This is a genomic window from Aeromonas sp. R4-2 (assembly GCF_040908295.1).
Taxonomy (GTDB): domain Bacteria; phylum Pseudomonadota; class Gammaproteobacteria; order Enterobacterales; family Aeromonadaceae; genus Aeromonas; species Aeromonas veronii.
The window spans coordinates 1-20,205 of the sequence record NZ_JBFODL010000016.1 but is presented as its reverse complement, the minus strand read 5'-3'; the positions used below and the strand labels follow the sequence as shown (position 1 = coordinate 20,205).

At 53.9% G+C, this 20,205-nt stretch carries 19 protein-coding genes and 1 tRNA gene; 11 read left to right on the top strand and 9 right to left on the bottom strand.

Annotated elements, in window-relative coordinates:
- Positions 1 to 958 precede the first annotated feature (958 nt).
- The 5 genes from AB5Y99_RS14860 to AB5Y99_RS14840 all read left to right on the top strand — a co-directional run bounded on the left by AB5Y99_RS14860 (position 959) and on the right by AB5Y99_RS14840 (position 3,251).
- A complete protein-coding gene (locus AB5Y99_RS14860; RefSeq protein WP_368210032.1) occupies positions 959 to 1,321 on the top strand; it encodes a helix-turn-helix domain-containing protein in 363 nt (120 codons plus the stop codon).
- A 76-nt stretch (positions 1,322 to 1,397) separates the two neighbouring features.
- Positions 1,398 to 1,661, top strand: coding sequence for a recombinase family protein (locus AB5Y99_RS14855; protein WP_368210031.1), 264 nt, complete (start codon positions 1,398 to 1,400; stop codon positions 1,659 to 1,661).
- Positions 1,662 to 1,866: 205 nt separating this feature from the next.
- A complete protein-coding gene (locus AB5Y99_RS14850; RefSeq protein WP_368210030.1) occupies positions 1,867 to 2,220 on the top strand; it encodes a hypothetical protein in 354 nt (117 codons plus the stop codon).
- 225 nt (positions 2,221 to 2,445) lie between these two features.
- Positions 2,446 to 2,820, top strand: a complete 375-nt coding sequence (locus AB5Y99_RS14845) for a hypothetical protein (RefSeq protein WP_368210028.1) — start codon at positions 2,446 to 2,448, stop codon at positions 2,818 to 2,820.
- Positions 2,820 to 3,251: a hypothetical protein gene (locus AB5Y99_RS14840; protein WP_368210027.1), complete on the top strand. Its 432-nt coding sequence runs from the start codon at positions 2,820 to 2,822 to the stop codon at positions 3,249 to 3,251. The genes AB5Y99_RS14845 and AB5Y99_RS14840 overlap by 1 nt, the downstream gene beginning before the upstream one ends.
- A gap of 426 nt (positions 3,252 to 3,677) precedes the next feature.
- Here AB5Y99_RS14840 and AB5Y99_RS14835 read toward each other — a convergent pair.
- The 5 genes from AB5Y99_RS14835 to rpsU all read right to left on the bottom strand — a co-directional run bounded on the left by AB5Y99_RS14835 (position 3,678) and on the right by rpsU (position 8,571).
- Positions 3,678 to 3,754 (bottom strand) — tRNA-Ile (locus AB5Y99_RS14835).
- A gap of 187 nt (positions 3,755 to 3,941) precedes the next feature.
- The gene (gene rpoD / locus AB5Y99_RS14830; protein WP_263718854.1) at positions 3,942 to 5,837 is read right to left on the bottom strand and encodes an RNA polymerase sigma factor RpoD; all 1,896 of its coding nucleotides are present in this window, start codon (positions 5,835 to 5,837) and stop codon (positions 3,942 to 3,944) included.
- A gap of 183 nt (positions 5,838 to 6,020) precedes the next feature.
- Positions 6,021 to 7,808 carry a DNA primase gene (gene dnaG, locus AB5Y99_RS14825; RefSeq protein WP_323894319.1) on the bottom strand — a complete coding sequence of 596 codons (1,788 nt, stop codon included), beginning with the start codon at positions 7,806 to 7,808 and terminating at the stop codon, positions 6,021 to 6,023.
- A gap of 88 nt (positions 7,809 to 7,896) precedes the next feature.
- On the bottom strand, positions 7,897 to 8,340 hold the full coding sequence (locus AB5Y99_RS14820; protein WP_368210025.1) for a GatB/YqeY domain-containing protein: 444 nt from the start codon (positions 8,338 to 8,340) through the stop codon (positions 7,897 to 7,899).
- 15 nt (positions 8,341 to 8,355) lie between these two features.
- On the bottom strand, positions 8,356 to 8,571 hold the full coding sequence (rpsU, locus tag AB5Y99_RS14815; RefSeq protein WP_005309452.1) for a 30S ribosomal protein S21: 216 nt from the start codon (positions 8,569 to 8,571) through the stop codon (positions 8,356 to 8,358).
- A 179-nt stretch (positions 8,572 to 8,750) separates the two neighbouring features.
- On the opposite strand from rpsU, the gene tsaD reads away from it, so the two are divergent.
- Entirely contained in the window at positions 8,751 to 9,764 is a 1,014-nt protein-coding gene (tsaD, locus tag AB5Y99_RS14810; protein WP_005340567.1) for a tRNA (adenosine(37)-N6)-threonylcarbamoyltransferase complex transferase subunit TsaD, read from the top strand.
- 248 nt (positions 9,765 to 10,012) lie between these two features.
- On the opposite strand, the gene AB5Y99_RS14805 is transcribed toward tsaD, so the two are convergent.
- Both AB5Y99_RS14805 and aspA read right to left on the bottom strand, forming a co-directional pair.
- Complete coding sequence (locus AB5Y99_RS14805) at positions 10,013 to 11,332, bottom strand: anaerobic C4-dicarboxylate transporter (RefSeq protein WP_100654514.1); 1,320 nt, start codon at positions 11,330 to 11,332, stop codon at positions 10,013 to 10,015.
- A 125-nt stretch (positions 11,333 to 11,457) separates the two neighbouring features.
- Entirely contained in the window at positions 11,458 to 12,900 is a 1,443-nt protein-coding gene (aspA, locus tag AB5Y99_RS14800) for an aspartate ammonia-lyase (protein ID WP_005340569.1), read from the bottom strand.
- A gap of 442 nt (positions 12,901 to 13,342) precedes the next feature.
- Between aspA and AB5Y99_RS14795 the strand changes: the two genes are divergently transcribed.
- Positions 13,343 to 13,819 carry an FxsA family protein gene (locus AB5Y99_RS14795; protein WP_323889796.1) on the top strand — a complete coding sequence of 159 codons (477 nt, stop codon included), beginning with the start codon at positions 13,343 to 13,345 and terminating at the stop codon, positions 13,817 to 13,819.
- Positions 13,820 to 13,853: 34 nt separating this feature from the next.
- Here AB5Y99_RS14795 and AB5Y99_RS14790 read toward each other — a convergent pair whose 3' ends face one another.
- Positions 13,854 to 15,188: an MATE family efflux transporter gene (locus AB5Y99_RS14790; RefSeq protein WP_234822070.1), complete on the bottom strand. Its 1,335-nt coding sequence runs from the start codon at positions 15,186 to 15,188 to the stop codon at positions 13,854 to 13,856.
- Positions 15,189 to 15,448: 260 nt separating this feature from the next.
- On the opposite strand from AB5Y99_RS14790, the gene AB5Y99_RS14785 reads away from it, so the two are divergent.
- The 4 genes from AB5Y99_RS14785 to AB5Y99_RS14770 all read left to right on the top strand — a co-directional run bounded on the left by AB5Y99_RS14785 (position 15,449) and on the right by AB5Y99_RS14770 (position 19,977).
- Complete coding sequence (locus tag AB5Y99_RS14785) at positions 15,449 to 15,742, top strand: co-chaperone GroES (protein ID WP_005340573.1); 294 nt, start codon at positions 15,449 to 15,451, stop codon at positions 15,740 to 15,742.
- Positions 15,743 to 15,785: 43 nt separating this feature from the next.
- Positions 15,786 to 17,420: a chaperonin GroEL gene (groL, locus tag AB5Y99_RS14780; protein ID WP_005340575.1), complete on the top strand. Its 1,635-nt coding sequence runs from the start codon at positions 15,786 to 15,788 to the stop codon at positions 17,418 to 17,420.
- 101 nt (positions 17,421 to 17,521) lie between these two features.
- The gene (locus tag AB5Y99_RS14775; RefSeq protein WP_005349099.1) at positions 17,522 to 18,022 is read left to right on the top strand and encodes a molybdopterin-binding oxidoreductase; all 501 of its coding nucleotides are present in this window, start codon (positions 17,522 to 17,524) and stop codon (positions 18,020 to 18,022) included.
- Positions 18,023 to 18,045: 23 nt separating this feature from the next.
- Entirely contained in the window at positions 18,046 to 19,977 is a 1,932-nt protein-coding gene (locus AB5Y99_RS14770; protein WP_323894317.1) for a bifunctional diguanylate cyclase/phosphodiesterase, read from the top strand.
- Positions 19,978 to 20,016: 39 nt separating this feature from the next.
- On the opposite strand, the gene AB5Y99_RS14765 is transcribed toward AB5Y99_RS14770, so the two are convergent.
- Positions 20,017 to 20,205, bottom strand: a 189-nt coding sequence (locus tag AB5Y99_RS14765) for a hypothetical protein (RefSeq protein ID WP_368210024.1), incomplete at its 5' end; no start/stop codon positions are given.

The following is a 20,205-nucleotide window of genomic DNA, read 5'->3' as shown; positions in this document are numbered from 1 at the left end:
CTGGGGAATATTGGATAGTGGTAAACCCAGACACATTTTGATCCAAACTAAAGGACGGTTGTGTGTAATTGAAGAAAGTAACGCTGATTAGATAAACATACAGGAAGGCGTCTAGGATCGTCCCTAACGAGGTTGAGAGGCTTACGTGTAGAATCTCTAGGCTACGCCTAGTGACACTATATAGCATAAGTGAGTAGACCAACGCCTTCGGCAAAGAGTAAAAGACACGCCAAAAAAGGGAAGAAATCCACACGGTAAGTAGCTAGTAGCCAAGGGCTACAAGGACAGGGGAAGGGGTTTGTCTTTTCTGTCTTTCCTTTAGGCGTCTTCTTTAGCTTGGCCCTGCCGGCCTGAGGCACATATCTCCAGTAATCCCCTCTAACGCCTTCGGCACAAGAGGGTGGCACTACGTGCCGCATAATAATTACTTAATTTATTTGTTATATTATATGTTATTGGGCAAATAGTGCCACCCCCCCTGGCAAATAGTGCCACCCCTTTTTGCACCTAGAGGATGCGCCCTCATTACAAATGGTATCATCCATTACTTCTCAAGTAAGAGAAAGAACCACCTTCAAGCTGACACTGGGTTAGACCCCCTTCCATTCCTCAATTTTGAGGAGTAGAGGAATGAAACAAGAGATTGTCCCCTGCTCCCCACCTGACTATTAAAAATAGTTTGTAGTAAAAACACCTATAGCACCAGTATAAGTATATATAGAAGCTATTGAAATTAGCCTGCTTACGCAAGTAAGTGGGCTCTTGCCCGTTCCAAATCAAGATTGAGGTAATGAGATGATGGTGTATTCCCAAGAAAATGGCCTTCGAGTGAAGGTGCCCGCCTTTTGCGCCAATGAGCTTATCAAGTATCTGCCCGAAGGTGTGAAACCGACCCGCTATATCATTGACCTAATCCTGAGGGATTTGGCTACAAAGAAAAAGGATCACAGCACAAGTGATGAAAACTCAACTGGAAATAACAACAGCCCTGTGTAGGGCAAACCTATCTGACCTTTCGAGCAACGATAAACACTTGCTCCTAACCCTCTCATCCTTTATCAACCCCCTACGTGACGGTGATTTACGTGCATGGCCTACAAACGCTCAGTTAGTAGCATTAACTGGCTTGTGTGATCGGTCTGTACGCAATTCCATTTCCAATCTTGAAGAGCATGGCTACCTACAACGTATTACAAAGTACGATGCTGGCGCTAACAAGAAGACTCGAATTCTAATCCTTAACCTAGACAAGCTGACGCCAGTAAAGGCAGAGCAAGACGTCAAAGGGGATGCTTGGGAGGATGATTTAGATGATTGGTAAAGTCCTACTTCTATATCCCCTTGTAGTGTATTTAACCCACACGATTTCCATTTTTATAATCCAATAGGTAACGACAATGCAACGATACAACTCCACTCATGAACAATTCAACACTGCCAAAGAGGCGGCCAATGCAGCCTACTTCACTAAGCTGCTAGAGCCAGTGCAAGAGCTCTTGGCGTTTGGTTACGGATACAAGGCTTTGGCTTCAGCACTGAATGCGAAAGGGTATTTGACCCAACGAGGTAAGCCCTTCACTCGTGAGAGTGTACGCACCCTGCTAAATAACTTAGGGCTTTCTACAGTGGGAGCAGAAGAACAAGAATGCAAAGAACAATAATAGCGCACCTCGATCAATATGGTCGCTGTTGTGCTGTAGAACGAGAGCGAGCAGGTGAATTAATTCTCCTAGCAGGGAGCTTAGATAACGCGGTGAGTTACAAAGAACTTCCAGAAAGATACATAAGCCTGGCTATGCGAGAGATTAGCAATACCGTCTCCTCCCAAGTCATCACGGTTGTAGTTGGCGAGGAGGTTGCTACTGTATGAACCTTTATCATGTCTATTACAACCAACAAGATAGGGCGGTATGCGTAGAGCGCCAAAACGCAAATGGTATCATCAAGATTATTGCAGGCATCAGGCCGACCAGCCTTTACAGCCGAATGCTAGTCACTGATACCTACGCTCTCTCAGAGGCAATCGATGAATCCTTGCTCACCAAGCAAGAGCAATTGAATAAATCGAAAGGGATACGTTACCAACGCACCCCAGAGCTAGAGCGAGAGATTAAGCTCGGTTGTTCTCATTCCGTATTACATACCAAATACGGCATCTCTAAACGTACCTATCACCGATTGCGTAACGAGCTTATCAGTGCCACTCCCCCTACCCTGTAGGGTAGTACCTCCCCCCTGTGTCACTTCCTCTCTAGACCTTGTATATCAAGGCTTAAAACAGTCATTTTTAGCAAAGTAGGACTCTACTATGTGGTGTTTTCTTAACACACGCAAACGGGTTGCTGTAACCCACTGTGACCACTACCGCGATTATTCAAAATTCAAGAACTATGACATTGACGCCCCTTTCACCTGGGCACCTAATTCCTTTCGGAGAAGTTAAATATGAATGAACAAATCAAAGACCTGTTTCAAGACGAATCAATCAGTGATGATCAGCTTGCAGCCATCATTCAAGAGGCACAAGGAGATGCCTCTAAAGTCAGTAAGAGCATGAAAGCTCTTGGTATTGGTGCAGGGTCTAAAGAGCACATTGCTTATATGCAGTCATTGAAGAATGATGTTATGCGCAAGCATGGATTCTCTGAAGCTCCCCAACAAACAGAATTTACGGGGGAAGAACTAGCCAACGCCAATTGGACAACCAAGCAATGGCAGCAATGGGAACGGGCTAGACGTGTGAAAGCTGGCTATAAGCCAAATCCGCTTAACAACACTCAGGACGCCGTAGACTTCTTCAAGAAGTTGAGAGGTGGTTAATGTCCCTCATCAAGATGCCAAAGGCTGCAAATTACAAGTTCGGAGGGCAGGCCGATAAGCCTGTCCGCTTTCATGAATACAAATCAGAAATTACTAGATTCTCTTACAAGGGCGTTGTCATTGAGCGTAACAAGAACACTTACCGTATTACGCCACCCAAACTTAAAGGCTTTGATATGGCTTTGTGTGATGGTATCTATACCGATACTCGTTCGCTACAAGGGGCGCTTGATTTGGCCTTTCTGAATGTTGACAGTGAACGCCAAGAAGAACTAAGGGCGCTGAATATCAACCATCGGTGTCCAGCTTGTAAGGGCGTAACGCTCATTCAGAAGAGAGATTGGCAAGAGGAGCGGATTTCTTGCCCCTTATGCGCTCGACACTCCCACTATTCCTACTATGAAGCTGTGAAAGATGAAGTAATCCGGTGATAGAGAAGAGTTACTTTACCCCTCACGCCTCTCAAGACATGCAGCCCCCATCTGATTACTATCCCCTATAGCCAGTATGCTCATGGGGTTGTATTGACTCTTGCAGAGGGGGCCATTTGTCATATTTTCTGTGAGATTTTTTCAAGCCTCATTGCATATATAAGAAGACCCCCTTACCCCCTGCTCCCCTCCATGCAATCCCCCCAGCAAATCGACGATGCCTCTATGCACTCCCCGCACAGCTTTTCTTCCTGTCCCCTAAAACCACTGCCATTGTGTCAACCCATCACTGGGCAATTGATAGGGCTTGGAATGCCGTCATCATTCCGCCCCTAGCAGTTAGCTAAGTACACTCACAAGTACACTTCAAAACGCCAGAAATAGAAAAGGCGCAGCGGTTACTAACCTACTGCGCCTGTCTGGAATTGGTGGCCCCTGGGGGACTTGAACCCACGACCAATCGATTATGAGTCGACTGCTCTGACCAACTGAGCTAAGGGGCCAAATTGTGCGTTTAGCGGCGTGGATTATAGGGGAAGAGGAAAGGGCAGTCTATAGGCATATCAACCACTTGGCGACTAATTGTCCAGCTTGATTGAGGGCGCAAAGAGGGTTGCAAGGGTAAATGCCAGACAAAACAAAGCCCCGCATGGCGGGGCTTTGGCAGAGTAGTTTGACACAGGGTCAGGACTATTCGTCCAGGAAGCTGCGCAGCACTTCCGAGCGGCTCGGGTGGCGCAGTTTGCGCAGTGCCTTGGCTTCGATCTGACGAATACGCTCACGGGTAACGTCGAACTGCTTGCCCACCTCCTCGAGGGTGTGGTCAGTGTTCATGTCGATACCGAAACGCATCCGCAGTACCTTGGCTTCGCGAGCTGTCAGTCCGGCCAGCACTTCGCGGGTGGCATTGCGCAGGCTTTCGCTGGTCGCCGCATCCGCTGGCAGAGCCAGGGTGGTATCTTCGATAAAGTCGCCCAAGTGGGAATCTTCATCATCACCGATGGGCGTCTCCATGGAGATAGGCTCTTTGGCGATTTTCAGTACCTTGCGGATCTTGTCTTCCGGCATGCCCATGCGCATGGCCAGCTCTTCCGGGTTCGGTTCACGACCCATCTCCTGCAGCATCTGACGGGAGATTCGGTTGAGCTTGTTGATGGTCTCGATCATGTGTACCGGGATACGGATGGTACGGGCCTGATCCGCGATGGAGCGGGTAATGGCCTGACGGATCCACCAAGTTGCATAGGTCGAGAACTTGTAGCCACGACGGTATTCAAACTTGTCTACTGCCTTCATCAGACCGATGTTGCCCTCCTGGATCAGATCCAGGAACTGCAGACCGCGGTTGGTGTACTTCTTGGCGATAGAGATAACCAGACGCAAGTTGGCCTCAACCATCTCTTTCTTCGCACGGCGGGCTTTGGCCTCACCGATGCTCATACGACGGTTGATATCCTTGATCTGGGCAATCGACAGACCGGTCTCTTCTTCAATCTGCTGCAGCTTGCCGATGGCGCGCTGAATATCCTCGTCCATTTCAACCAGACGGGGAGACCAGGCTTTGCCAGCCTGCTTCTGGTATTCAAACCAGGCAGTTTCACACTCGTTGTTGGTGAAGGCCGCGACGAAGGTTTTCTTCGGCATCTTGGCCTGCTCAACGCAGAGCTTCATGATGATGCGTTCCTGCACGCGGACGCGCTCCATCATTTCACGCATGTTGTTGACCAGGCGATCGAACTGCTTGGGCATCAGGCGGAATTGACGGAATACATCGGCCAGCTGGGCGATGGCGGCCTGGGTATCTTCGTGCGCGCGACCATTCTTCTGAATGGAGAGGCGGGTCACTTCATACTGGGCACGCAGTTCGCCAAACTTCTCGCGAGCGACTTCCGGATCCGGACCACCGTCACCGTCGTCGTCAGAGCTGTCGCCATCTTCGTCTTCGTCTTCTTCGTCTTCTTCATCTTCGTCGGCCAGATCGTCTTCGCCGAGCTCGGAACCGATATGCGTGGCGGTAGGCGCCATATCTTCAGTTTCGTTCGGGTCAATAAAGCCAGAGATGATGTCAGAGAGACGCAGCTGCTCGGCTTCGTACTTGTCGTACTGTTCGAGCAGGTAAGTAATTGCTTCAGGGTACTCGGCTACGGAGCTTTGTACCTGGTTGATACCGTCTTCGATCCGCTTGGCGATGTCGATTTCGCCTTCACGGGTCAGCAGTTCGACGGTACCCATTTCCCGCATGTACATGCGGACGGGATCGGTCGTGCGACCAATCTCAGATTCAACAGATGCCAGAGCCTGGGCCGCTGCTTCGGCAGCGTCCTCATCGGCGGTACCACCTTCAGCCATGATAAGGTCATCGGCATCCGGAGCGTTTTCAACCACTTGAATGCCCATATCGTTGATCATCTGAATGATGTCTTCGATCTGGTCTGAATCGACAATGTCTTGCGGGAGGTGATCGTTCACCTCGGCATAGGTCAGGTAGCCCTGTTCTTTACCTTTGGCAACGAGGAGTTTAAGCTGAGACTGCGGGGTTTGCTCCATAGAACTCATCCGGTTGGTGTTGCTAGGTTGCGCGTACAGTGCGCTGCTGCGCAAATAGCCAATTCTAATAGAAAACCGCCAGACATGCTATGTCTGGTTGCGGCGTCGGTCATGAGAAACCCCTGCCCGCAGTATTGTCGGGGCCAGGCGGTTATAAAAATTTTGCTTTTCATCCCGTCGATTCGGGCAACGCTATCCATATTGGGACTAATCACTCAAATATCAAGCCCCACTCTCATTTCTTTTCTCAATTTGCACCTCTCTTATCAGCATCATCAGCTCTTGGGTTTCTTCGGAGCTTAGTCCTTCCTGAGCCACTTTGGCCTGCAATTCTTCGATCCGTTGTTTCAGAAACTGGTTGATGAAGCCGACGAAGGTGTCCTGCAATTCTCCCAGAATATCCGGCTCCTGATCGAGTTTGATCTCCTCGAACAGGTCGTGCATGGCCAGCTGAGCAAGGATCTCTCCCTCCTTGGTACCACGCCAGTGTTCCAGCAGGATACCGGTTGTGATACCGGGCTGTGCCAGGATTTGCTGGTGCAGTTGCAGCAGGAACTTGATGCCCTGTACGCGTAGCCCGGCCAATTCCGGCATGGGGGGAAGCTCAGCTGTTACTGCCGGATATTGCACCATCAGTGCCAGTGCACGCCGCAGTGGTGTCAGCTTGGCTGCCTTGGGTTTGTTGACCTCGGCCTTGGGCTGACTGTTGCGAGCAAAGAGCTCGGCGATGCGCTGCTTGTTCTCGCCCCAACGCATCATGCTGGAGAGACGAGTGATCAGCCCTTCGCGGGTAAACCCTTCCGGAACGCGACGAATAAGCTCGGCGGCCTTGTTGGCCACTTCGAACTTGCCTGCCTCACCGGAGAGCGCCGCATCCCGGCCGAGACGCTCGAACATGAAGTCGGCGAATGGCTGGGCTTGATCGAGCAAGGCTTCGAAGCCCTCCTTGCCGATCTGACGAACCAGCGAGTCGGGATCCTCGCCATCGGGCAGAAACACGAACTTCAGCTCGCGGCCATCCTGCAGATGAGGGAGGGCATTATCCAGCGCGCGCCAGGCGGCTTCACGACCGGCGTTGTCACCGTCGTAGCAGCAGACTACCTCGGCAGTGGTGCGAAACAGGGTGTGGATATGGTCGCTGGTCGTTGCAGTACCCAGCGCCGCCACCGCATAGTCGATGTCGTACTGACCGAGTGCCACCACATCCATGTAGCCCTCAACCACCAGGATCCTACGTGGATCCTTGTGTGCCTGCTTCACCTCGTAGAGACCGAACAGCTCCCGCCCTTTATGGAAGATGGGGGTCTCCGGCGAGTTCAGGTACTTGGGGGTGCCATCACCCAGCACCCGGCCACCGAAACCGATGACCCGGCCACGCTTGTCGCGGATCGGGAACATGATGCGATCGCGGAAACGATCATAGCTGCCCGGGCCATTATCACGGGTGATCAGCATGCCGCCCGAGATAAGCAACTGCTCGTGATCCCGGCTGGAACCAAAGCGGCGGCGCACCTGATCCCAATCGCTGGGGGCGTAGCCAATATTGAAGCGCTTGACCACTTCGCCAGTCAGACCGCGCCCTTTGAGGTACTCCACCGCATGGGGAGCACTCTTGAGGTTGCTCTCGTAGAAGCGGGCGATCTGGTTCATCAGCTCGAACAGATCCTTGCTGACGGCGGGCTGATTATTGGCCGAGCCGCCGATACTCTGCTCGCGAGGTACCTGCATGCCTTGCATGCTGGCGAGCTCTTCGATGGCATCGGGAAATTCGAGACCGTCGTACTCCATGACAAAGCCGATGGCGTTGCCGTGGGCGCCACAACCGAAACAGTGGTAGAACTGCTTCTCCTGGCTGACGGTAAAAGAGGGGCTTTTTTCGTTATGAAAAGGGCAGCAAGCCTGGTAGTTCTTACCGGCTTTTTTCAGCCGCACTCGCGAGTCGATCAGCTCGACTATGTCTGTGCGTACGAGCAGATCGTCGATAAAGGATTGGGGGATCCTGCCTGCCATAACCGTCCTGTTTCATTGCGGAGAAAATAAAAAAGCCGCGCATTCCAAGGGAAGCACGGCTTCTTCGACCAAACAAGAGAGTTGCCTGTTACGCCAAGCGGGTTTTCACCTGAGCACTGACGGCGCCGACATCGGCACGCCCCTGAATTTTCGGCTTCAAGACAGCCATGACCTTGCCCATATCAGCCATGACGGCAGCACCACTTTCAGTGATGGCTTGCTCGATCAGGGCGGCAATTTCATCTGCGGTCAGCTGTTGCGGCAGGAATTCCTGCAACACAACGATCTCGGCGGACTCTTTGTCGGCGAGATCCTGGCGACCTACAGCTTCAAATTGGCTGATGGAATCGCGGCGCTGTTTGACCATTTTGGTCACGACAGCGAGGATATCCTCATCATTCAGCTCGATACGGGTATCGACTTCACGTTGCTTGATTTCTGCCATCAACAAGCGGATCGCTCCCAGACGTGCCTTATCTTTGGCAAGCATGGCGAGCTTTTGCTGATCCTTGAGTTGATCCTTCAGAGGCACGGCAATATCTCCCGATTAGTACAGGCGGATACGACGTGCGTTTTCGCGAGACAGCTTCTTGGCGTGACGCTTGACAGCAGACGCTTTGGCGCGCTTACGAATGGTAGTCGGCTTCTCGTAGAACTCACGGCTACGAACTTCGGACAGGATACCGGCTTTTTCGCAAGAACGCTTGAAACGACGCAGAGCAACGTCAAACGGCTCATTTTCACGGACTTTGATTACTGGCATGTGCCTTTCACCTCAGTGATAAATTGTTAGCTGACCTTCAATCGATCAGCATGTCTTAAAATGGTGCGAAATTATACTCTGGACAGGGAATGAAAGTAAACCCGCAGAGATCGCTCTGGTTTAAAAAACCCGCGAAGGTTACCATAGCCGTCTCATTTTAGCAGTGAAATTTTTTAGCAATGCGTGTATTGGGCATAGAGACATCCTGTGACGAAACCGGGATCGCGATCTTCGACGATCAAAAAGGGATCCTTTCCCATCAGTTATACAGCCAGGTCAAGCTGCATGCGGACTACGGTGGCGTCGTCCCCGAACTCGCCAGCCGGGATCATGTTCGCAAGACGATCCCTTTGATCCAGGCCGCATTGCAAGAGGCGGGACTGGGCAAAGATGACATCGACGGCATCGCGTATACCGCGGGTCCGGGTCTGGTTGGCGCCATTCTGGTGGGAGCCACTATTGGTCGTTCGCTGGCGATGGCATGGAACAAGCCTGCTATCGCCGTCCACCATATGGAAGGCCACCTGCTGGCTCCCATGCTGGAAGAGAAAGCTCCCGAGTTCCCCTTCGTGGCGCTGCTGGTCTCCGGTGGTCACTCCATGCTGGTGCGGGTTGACGGCATCGGCAGCTATCAGCTGTTGGGCGAATCCATCGACGATGCCGCTGGCGAAGCGTTCGACAAGACCGCCAAGCTGATGGGGCTGGACTATCCGGGTGGTCCGCTGCTCTCCCGTCTGGCCGAGAAGGGCACTAAGGGGCGCTTCCACTTCCCCCGTCCCATGACTGACCGTCCCGGGCTCGACATGAGCTTCTCCGGCCTCAAGACCTTCACCGCCAACACCATCGCCGCCAACGGTGATGATGAGCAGACCCGCGCCGATATCGCTCGGGCGTTTGAAGATGCGGTGGTCGATACCCTGGCCATCAAGTGCCGTCGTGCCTTGAAAGAGACAGGTCTCACGCGTCTGGTGGTCGCCGGTGGCGTCAGTGCCAACCGTCATCTGCGTGCCCAGCTGGCCGAGCTGATGGAGAGCCTCAAGGGCGAGGTGTTCTATCCGCGCACTGAATATTGCACCGATAACGGCGCCATGATCGCTTACGCCGGTATGCAGCGCCTGAAAGCGGGCGTGTTCGAACCGCTGGCGGTCAAAGCCGTGCCGCGTTGGCCGCTGGATACCCTGGATCCGGTCTGATCCGAAGGATCCCGCCTTCTGGCGTGGTGCTGAGTACCATGGTGGCCTACTACTCCGGCAATCCGGCAGCGGTGGTTATAGCGCCGCTGGCACGCTGTTGTGGTGTCTGCTGTCGCCGTGGTTGAGCCATCCGGATAATACGTCAGGTCTCTCGCTGCCAGACAGCCAAGCTAAGTACAGAGTAAAGAGATAAAAAAATCCCCGCCAACTGGCGGGGATTTTTGTTTGGTAATCGGCAGACGATAGGATTACAGCAGGATGCCGCCGAAGAAGAAGCCCAGCGCCACGGCGATGGCGATGGTGGCGGTGCCCGGTACGAAGAAGGGATGGTTGAAGACCGCCTTACCGATACGGGTGGAGCCGGTGTCGTCCATCTCTACCGCAGCCAGCAGGGTCGGGTAGGTCGGCAGTACAAACAGGGCGCTCACGGCTGCGAAAGAGGCAATCGCAGTCAGCGGGCTGACACCCAGTGCCAGTGCGGCAGGCATCAACGCTTTGGTGGTGGCGCCTTGTGAATAGAGCAGCATGGCAGCGAAGAACAGCACCACGGCCAGCAGCCAGGAGTACTGGTTCAGCAGGTCGCCAGCGATCAGCTGGATGGTGTCCATGTTGCCTTTCACGAAGACGTTACCCAGCCAGGCGACACCCAGTACGCAGATACAGGCGGACATACCGGACTTGAAGGTCGGCATGTTGGTCACTTGGGTGGCGTCCAGTTTGCACACCAGGGTCATGATGGTGGCCGCGGCCAGCATGATACCCATGATGGCGCCGTCACGGGGGATCGGCGGGTTGGTGATCAGGCCCACTTTACCGGAGATGGCAGTGGCATAAGCCATGACAGCAACGATGGCGGCGATGAAGATCCAGACAGACAGTTTGGCGTACGGTTTGATCTCGAGCTTGGTAGTACCACGCAGTTTGATCTGGCCCTTGGCTTTACGCTCCAGATAGACTTCGTCCTGGTCCAGCGGTTTGCCCATCATGTTGGCAATGAAGGCGCCCAGGATACAGGCCAGGAAGGTAGAGGGGATGCAGATGGCCAGCAGGGTCAGGTAGTCAACACCAAACGGCTCGAGCATGCCGGAGAAGGCAACCACAGCGGCAGAGATCGGGGAAGCTGTGATGGCGATCTGGGAGGCGACAACCGCGATGGAGAGCGGACGGGATGGGCGGATCCCTTGCTCTTTGGCCACTTCAGCGATCACCGGCAGGGTGGAGAAGGCGGTATGACCGGTACCGGCCAGCATGGTCATCAGGTAGGTGACCACCGGGGCGGCGAAGGTAATGTATTTGGGGTTCTTGCGCAGCGCTTTTTCTGCCAGGAAGACCAGATAGTCCATCCCGCCAGCCAGTTGCATACAGGCGATGGCGCAGATGACGGACGCGATGATCATGATCACATCCCAAGGGATGTAGCTGACCAGTTGATCGCTCGGGATGGGCATGCCCAGACCCCACGTCAATACCAGTACCCCCAGACCACCGGCAAAGCCGATGCCGATGCTGCCTATCCGGGCCCCCAGATAGATAGCGGCGAGCACGACAAGTAACTCGATTCCAATCATAGCGATAACTCCATTTTTTAGTTTTTGGTTTTTATTTGGCAAAAAGCCAATTCCCGATCGGGCTGGGGATAAAGACCAATCGGGAACTGACTTTATGGGCCGGGAAGATCCCGGCCCACACTCGCTTATACGGCAGCTTCGCGGGTGAAACGCTTGGCTTTGTATTGCGGGTTCATCAGGTTCTCGATGGAGAGAATTTCGTCCAGCTGCTCGGCGCTCAGCAGGCCGCGCTCAAGAACGACTTCGCGGACGTTCTTGCCGGTCTGGGCACAGATTTTGCCGACGATATCCCCTTCGTGGTGGCCGATGAAGGGGTTCAGGTAGGTCACGATACCGATGGAGTTCAGCACGTGATTCATGCAGATTTCCGGGTTGGCGGTGATACCTTCCACACACTTTTCGCGCAGGGAAATACAGGCTTTTTCCATCAGGCTCAGGGATTCGAACATCGCCTGACCAATCACCGGCTCCATGACGTTCAGCTGCAGCTGACCGGCTTCGGCGGCGAAGGTGATGGTGATGTCGTTACCGAATACCTTGAAGCAGGATTGGTTGACCACTTCCGGGATAACCGGGTTGACCTTGGCCGGCATGATGGAGGAACCCGCCTGCATTTCCGGCAGGTTGATCTCTTTCAGTGCAGTGCGCGGGCCGGAGGAGAGCAGACGCAGGTCATTACAGATCTTGGAGAGCTTCATGGCCAGACGCTTGATGGCGCCGTGCAGCATGACGTAGGCGCCACAGTCGGAGGTCGCTTCGATCAGGTCTTCTGCCGGCACATAGGCACGACCGGTGATCTCGGCCAGACGCTTGATGGCCAGTGCAGAGTACTCAGGCGGAGTGTTCAGACCGGTACCGATGGCGGTCGCGCCCAGGTTCACTTCCAGCAGCAGCTCCTGGCAACGCTTGATGGACTTGATCTCTTCACGCAGGGTCACGGCGAACGCGTGGAACTCCTGACCCAGGGTCATCGGAACCGCATCTTGCAGTTGGGTACGGCCCATCTTCAGGATGTTTTTGAACTCTTTCGCTTTGGCATCGAATGCCGCGATCAGGTGCTCCAGCGCATGCAGGGTCACGTCAGTGCTGTTGACCACCGCAACGCGGAAACCGGTGGGGTAGGCATCGTTGGTGGATTGGCACTTGTTGACGTGGTCGTTCGGGTTGATGACGTCGTAACGGCCTTTCTCCAGACCCATGATTTCCAGGGCGATGTTGGCCAGTACTTCGTTGGTGTTCATGTTGACGGAGGTGCCGGCACCACCCTGGTAAACGTCGACCGGGAACTGGTCGAAGCATTTGCCGGTGTTCAGCATCAGGTCGCAGGCTTCTACGATCTTGTCAGCAATTTCAGGACGGATGGTACCCAGTTCACCGTTTGCCAGCGCAGCGGCCTTCTTGGTCAGCACCATACCGCGGACGAATTCCGGAACGTCAGAAATCTTCTGAGAGCTGATCTTGAAGTTCTCGACAGCGCGCAGGGTGTGCACACCGTAGTAGAGATCATTGGAAACTTCTTTGGTGCCCAGCAGGTCTTCTTCAATGCGGACGTTCTTGATGTCGCTCATTGTAATGCCTCAGAAATCAGATAAATGGAAAAATCCTCACCGAGTGGTCGCGAGTTCCTTGCGCACAGCTCATCCTGAAGCACCACACATCGAGTGGGGCGGTTGGGAGAATGACCTCCCGAAAAACTAATGAATATACTACTCCAATTGAGGTATCGGTTATTAGAGGTGGATCACTAAATTTGCGACATTTTCAAATTACTTTGAGAAAAGTACACATATGTTATGAAGTTTTTATCATGATGATTTTTATAAGTTTTTGTGACTTTTTGCTGGTTTTTTAGATTGCTGATGACGTAGGAGTCAGTTGACCAACTTGAAAAGAGGGGGGCTGCCCCCATTTATTCAGGGCAGAAAGTGGTGATGATGGGGTGGCAAAATCGCCTTTGGCCATCGTTGGATGGGCGCCACTTTTTCTCAATTTACCGGTGCTGGAGTGGATATGGGCAAGTTGTTTTTGTTGTTGGTGGGTCTGGTTGTGCTGGAGCTCACCGTGATGATCGAGGTCGGCTCGGTAATCGGGGCGCTGCCGACTGTCGGCTTGCTCATCCTGACTGCGGTATTGGGCTCCTCGCTGGTGCGCAGTGAAGGGATCAAAACCCTGTTCAGCGCCCAGCAAAAGATGCAGATGGGCGAGATGCCGGGCCGCGAGGTGATGGGGGGCATGATGCTGGCGTTGGCCGGCTTGCTGCTGATCATTCCGGGTTTTGTCACCGACTTTTTCGGGATCCTGCTGCTGCAGCCCTGGCTGCGCAACAAACTGGCTGACAAGCTGATCGGCAGCAGCCAGTTCCGGATGCAGATGGGCGGTTTCCAGCGTACTCAATCGCCGTTTGGCAACGCACCGTCCGATGATCATCTGGGGAACGCCAAGCAGGGCGGCACCACCATCGAAGGCGAATTTGAGCGTAAAGAGTAATCGACGAGACGAAAACCCGAGGCGAGTGACTGAATCAGGGTTTACCCTGATGGCACAAGGCCTCGAAGCGGTGTCGGGCATACCACCATGCGAGGGTGCCCGCCGCCAGATTGGCCAGCAGTATCCCCAGATATATCCCCTGTTCTCCTCCCAGCTTTGCCCCCAGCCAGGCTCCTGGCAACAGAAAACCAAACAGCCGCAATCCGTTGAACAAAAACGAGATACTGGATGCTCTCACGCCATTAAGTGCCGAGGCCAACAGCATCACCATGCCCTGAAAGCCGTAACCGATCGGCACCAGATGCAGATAGAGAATGATGAGGCGAATGACCTGCGGATGATCGCTGAACAGGTTGGCGATGAGTGGCGCCAGTAGCCAGGTCAGGCCATAGATGGCGAGCTGGAACAGCAACGCAAACCTCATGCAGCTCTGCAGTGCAGCCTTGGCCCGGGCCGGATTACCGGCACCGCAGTTTTGCGAGATGAAAGGGGCCAGTACGGAGGCGAGGGCCATCATCACAATCAGCAGCAGCGCCTCAACCCGCGATGCGGCGCCGTAAGCGGCCACCACCTCGGTACCCAGTCCTGCAAAGATCGTCATCAGCACTGCATTGGCCAGGGGGTTGAGCATATTGGTAAAAGAGGCGGGGACGGCGACATGGAGCAGCGCCCGCCAGTGGGTCAGCAACCGGGCCCGCGGCGAGAGGCGCCACAGCAGCAAGCCCTCCCGATGACGCAGGATATAGAGGCTGACCAGCATCGCCATCAACCAGGAGATAGAGGTGGCGATGGCGGCCCCGCGGATCCCCCATTCGGGAAAGGGACCGATACCGAAGATCAACAGAGGATCCAGTACCCCGTTGACCAGCCCGGCTACTGCCATCACCAAACTGGGGGTTTTGGTATCGCCGGTCGCCCGGATGGCGGCATTGCCCACCATGGGCAGCACCAGCATGGGGACGGTGAGATACCAGATCAGCATGTAGTCATGGATGAGGGAGATAAGCTCGGCACTGGCCCCCAGCAGAGTAAACAGAGGCTTGATGGTGAGAGCGCCCCCAGCGGAGAGCAGGGCCACCATGATCACCGCCAGAAACAGGCTGTCGGTGGCGAGATGGGCTGCCTCATCGTGTTTGCCCTGCCCCAGGGTATGACCGATCACCGCTGACAATCCGGCGCCCAATCCCATCGCCAGCGAGGTAACCACAAAAGTGACGGGAAAGGTAAAACTGATGGCGGCCAGAGCTTCGGTGCCCAGCATACCGATAAAAAAGGTATCGACCAGATTGAAGGCCAGAATGGCGATGATGCCGAAGATCATGGGGCCCGTCATCTGGCGCAGTACGACCGGAATAGGGGCTGTCAGCATGGGGTTGGTGCGGGTCAAGGGCTCGTCTCTACAGCTGGCTTTGAAGGTTCTGGCATCGAAAACGGGCGGCTTGAACCGACCTTGCACCAGGGTGCAGACATGGCTGAACCATCGAAGATGTTTATAGTACGTGAAAAAATTTTTTTTGTATTTGCCCTTGAAGGGTTAGCAACTCTGCCCCACATCAGGGACATATCTAATTTGGCCTGGAACGGCCATTCCTCAAAGCAACAATGAGACTCATTTTGGGAGAGTTATCGATGAAAATTCGTCCACTGCACGACCGCGTCATCATCAAGCGCATCGAAGCTGAAGCCAAATCTGCCGGCGGTATCGTCTTGACTGGTACTGCGGCCCAGAAGTCCACCCGTGGTGAAGTGCTTGCCGTGGGGACTGGTCGCATCCTGGATAATGGCGAAGTCAAAGCGCTGGCCGTGAAGGTTGGTGATAAGGTGATCTTCAACGAAGGCTACGGTGTGAAGACCGAGAAGCTGGATGGTCAGGACGTCCTGATCCTCTCCGAAACCGACATCCTGGCGATTGTCGAAGAGTAATCCATCCTCCTTTTCCCCGAATTGATTTAAGGATTGAAGAAAAATGGCAGCTAAAGACGTTAAGTTTGGTAACGAAGCCCGCATCAAGATGCTGGAAGGCGTAAACATCCTGGCTGATGCCGTCAAGGTGACTCTGGGCCCGAAAGGCCGCAACGTGGTGTTGGACAAGTCCTTCGGCGCCCCGACCATCACTAAAGATGGTGTTTCTGTTGCGCGCGAAATCGAGCTGGAAGACAAGTTCCAGAACATGGGCGCCCAGATGGTCAAGGAAGTGGCTTCCAAGGCGAACGATGCCGCCGGTGACGGTACCACTACTGCAACCGTTCTGGCTCAGGCTATCGTCAACGAAGGTCTGAAAGCCGTTGCCGCCGGTATGAACCCGATGGATCTGAAGCGCGGTATCGACAAAGCCGTTGTGGCTGCCGTTGCCGAGCTGCAGGCGCTGTCCCAGCCGTGCGCTGACAGCAATGCCATTGCTCAGGTGGGCACCATCTCCGCCAACTCCGACGAGAAAGTGGGCAAGCTGATTGCTGAAGCAATGGACAAAGTGGGTCGCGATGGCGTCATCACTGTTGAAGATGGTCAGGGTCTGGAAGATGAGCTGGCAGTTGTTGAAGGCATGCAGTTCGACCGCGGCTACCTGTCCCCCTACTTCATCAACAAGCAAGAGACCGGTTCTGTTGAACTGGACGACCCGTTCATCCTGCTGGTTGACAAGAAAGTCTCCAACATCCGCGAAATGCTGCCGGTGCTGGAAGGCGTTGCCAAAGCTGGCAAGCCGCTGCTGATTGTTGCTGAAGACGTAGAAGGCGAAGCCCTGGCGACTCTGGTGGTTAACACCATGCGCGGTATCGTGAAAGTGGCTGCCGTCAAGGCGCCTGGCTTCGGTGACCGTCGCAAGGCCATGCTGCAGGATATCGCCGTACTGACTGGCGGTACCGTCATCTCTGAAGAAGTTGGCATGGAGCTGGAAAAAGCGACTCTGGAAGATCTGGGTCGTGCCAAGCGCATCGTCATCACCAAAGAGAACACCACCATCATCGATGGCGTGGGCGATGCCGGTGTGATCGAAGGCCGTGTTGCCCAGATCCGTCAGCAGATCGAAGAGACCTCTTCCGACTACGATCGTGAGAAGCTGCAAGAGCGCGTAGCCAAGCTGGCTGGCGGTGTTGCCGTGATCAAGGTTGGCGCAGCCACCGAAGTCGAGATGAAAGAGAAGAAAGCACGCGTTGAAGATGCCCTGCACGCTACCCGCGCCGCGGTTGAAGAAGGTGTGGTTGCCGGTGGTGGTGTCGCGCTGGTTCGCGTTGCAGCCAAACTGGCTGGTCTGCGCGGTGACAACGAAGACCAGAACGTCGGTATCAAGGTTGCCCTGCGCGCCATGGAAGCCCCGCTGCGTCAAATCGTCATCAACGCCGGTGAAGAAGCCTCCGTCATTGCCAATGCAGTGAAGAACGGCGAAGGCAACTTCGGTTACAACGCTTACAGCGAACAGTATGGCGACATGCTGGCCATGGGTATCCTTGATCCGACCAAGGTAACCCGTTCAGCCCTGCAGTTTGCCTCTTCCATCGCCGGTCTGATGATCACCACCGAGTGCATGGTCACCGAACTGCCGAAGAAAGATACCCCTGCCATGCCTGACATGGGCGGCATGGGTGGCATGGGCATGATGTAATCATCCCCCTTGCTCTGTTTGACAAACGGCTCGCTCAAGGCGAGCCGTTTTTTTATATCTGGCTAAACTGAGTCTGTTGAGACAGCAAATATGGGGGCGATATGAAAATGTTTGGTTGGCTGACACTACTGTGTTCATTGGTCATCATGCCGGTGATGGCTGCTGAGGCGCTGACTGGGCCGGTGATCCTGAAAGTTGGTGGTAACATCAGGTCGGCAGACGAAGTTGATGGCAAGGTGTTGTTTGATCTGGCAAAACTACAGGCTCTGCCGCAACATGAGATAGTGACAGGCAACCCGTGGGTGGATAAGCCGCACACCTACAGAGGCCCAAAACTGGCCGATGTATTGGCTGCAGTCGGTGCGGATGGCAAGACCATTACGTTGACAGCACTGAACAGTTTCCAGATCCGCATTGAATGGGACAAGGTTGCCAAATACGAGCCCATTCTTGCATGGGAAGACAATGGGGCTGTCATGCGGGTGCGTGACAAGGGGCCGGTCTGGTTTATGCTGCCTCTTGATCAATATCCGGAATTGAAGCGATCCGAATATACCGACATGATGATCTGGCAGCTGGATTTGATAGACATTCAGCACTGATAAAAACAGCACGGGAGCGTGGGGTGAAAGGAAAGACCAGGGCGTGGCCACTGCTCGTCATTCTGTATGTATCCATCCTGTCCTTTACCGGGAGCACCCTCTATTGCCTGATGCAGATCCAGAATGCGACCAGAGCGATGGAGAAATACACCTATGATGTCTCCTGGGCGCTGATGCAGTTGCAGCTGGAGCTCGGTCGTTTCCTCAATGCGGTAGAGGTCTATCACTATGGTGGGATTGATCATGACACCTTGATGCTGCGTTATGACATTCTCTGGAGCAGAACGCCCATCCTGTTGAGCGGCCAGCTGCGCAAGAGCATGCAGGACAAGCAGAAAACCTTGCGTCTGGTGCAGCTGATTGAAACCAATATTCGCCAAATAGAGCCCGACATCACCAAGTTGCAAAGCGGGGCATCTGACTATCAGCAGATCATGATGCGCCTTGCCCCGCTGCAAGAGCCGCTCTCCTACTCCCTCGCGTCTGTGATGCAGAAGAACATTAACGTCTATTCCGAGAACGATCGCCATTTTGGCCAATTGCGCAATGCCTTGTTGCTGATGGTCTCCGGTCTGGTCATGTCAGTGCTGCTGCTCAGCATGCTGCTTATATATGAAGGGCGTCGTCATTTCAGAGCGGCCAGACGGGATCCGCTGACCGGGTTGTCTAATAGGGTTGCCCTACTGGAGCGGATGGAGCTGTACGCCACACAGGAAGTGCCGTTTGGGCTGGTGCTGGTCGACATCAACGACTTCAGAGATATCAACAGCAAGTTTGGCTATGACACTGGTGATTATCTGCTTTGTGAGTTTGCCACCCGGATCCGAGTGCTCTGCGAAGAGGGAGAGTGGAGTGGACGTCTAGGGGGAGATCAATTTGCCATTATTCAGCGTGGCAGCAGCGATCTGCGTCAGGTCAGGGAGCTGGTAGCGCGATTGCTGCATGCTCTGAAGCAAGATATCGTCTATGACAACTATCCCTTCCGGCTCGAAGTCGGGATCGGCATTGCCTTCTATCCGATGGACAGCGACAAGACTCAGGAGTTGTTGAGTCGTGCGGAACAGGCCCTGTTCCATAGTCGCAAGACCCATGTCCCCTATGTGATTTACGATAACTCCCTGCTCAACGAGACGGCGCGGCGCAAGCATCTGGCGTCGGACATGATCATGGCGCTGGAACACAATGCGTTGGAACTCTATTACCAACCCATTGTCAATCTCGAAAGTGGCCGCTGCGAAGCTGTCGAGGCTCTGCTGCGCTGGCGGCACCCTGAGCTCGGTTTCATTCCGCCAAACGAAGTGATCATGGTGGCTGAGGAATTCCAGCTTGCCGAACGGGTTGGCAGCTGGGTGCTGAACACCGCTTGCGAGCAGCTCTATCAGTGGCACCAGCTTGGTATGGTTGATCTGCAAATGTGTGTGAATATCTCGCCTGGCATGTACCAGCGTAATTTGCTCAAACTGGTGGCCAAGGCATTGATGGAGTACCACCTGCCTGCCCGTAGCCTGGTCTTGGAGGTCACGGAAGATACCACCATGCGCGAAGTGAAGAACTCGCTGCAACTGATGCAGGATCTCAATCAGCAGGGGGTACTGCTGGCATTAGACGATTTTGGGACTGGTTATTCATCTTTGAGTTATCTGCAAAAGTTACCGGTCAGCAAGGTGAAGATCGACCGCTCCTTTATACAAGGCATTGACACCTCAATGGAGGCATCCGAACTGGTCGCCAATATTTGTCGGATGGGATCCATGCTGGGCAAGAGTCTGGTGTGTGAAGGTATTGAGACACAGGCTCAGTTGGATGTACTGCGATCTCTGACCGACATCCACTTGTATGGGCAGGGCTATCTATTCAGCCGACCAGAGCAGGCGGAGAAAATCTATCAAACCTTGTTGGAGATGGAGGAGCTTTGGCTGGCGCGTCAACAATCCGAAATGGCTTATATGAGTTGAGAGGGGGCTTGCCTGTCATCTGCCTCCAGAATGTGTGATTTAGCTCGAACTTTCTTCTTTTTGTTTGTTGTTTGAACGGTTGTGCGGTTTTATCAAAAAAACATGGAATTTAGCCTTGCCAGAAAGAATCTGTTCCCTATAATGCGCCTCCATCGACAGGGCAAGCGGCAACGCAAACAACCTCGTCGATAACCTCGAAAAGCCTTTGAAAATAAGGCTTGACTCGAG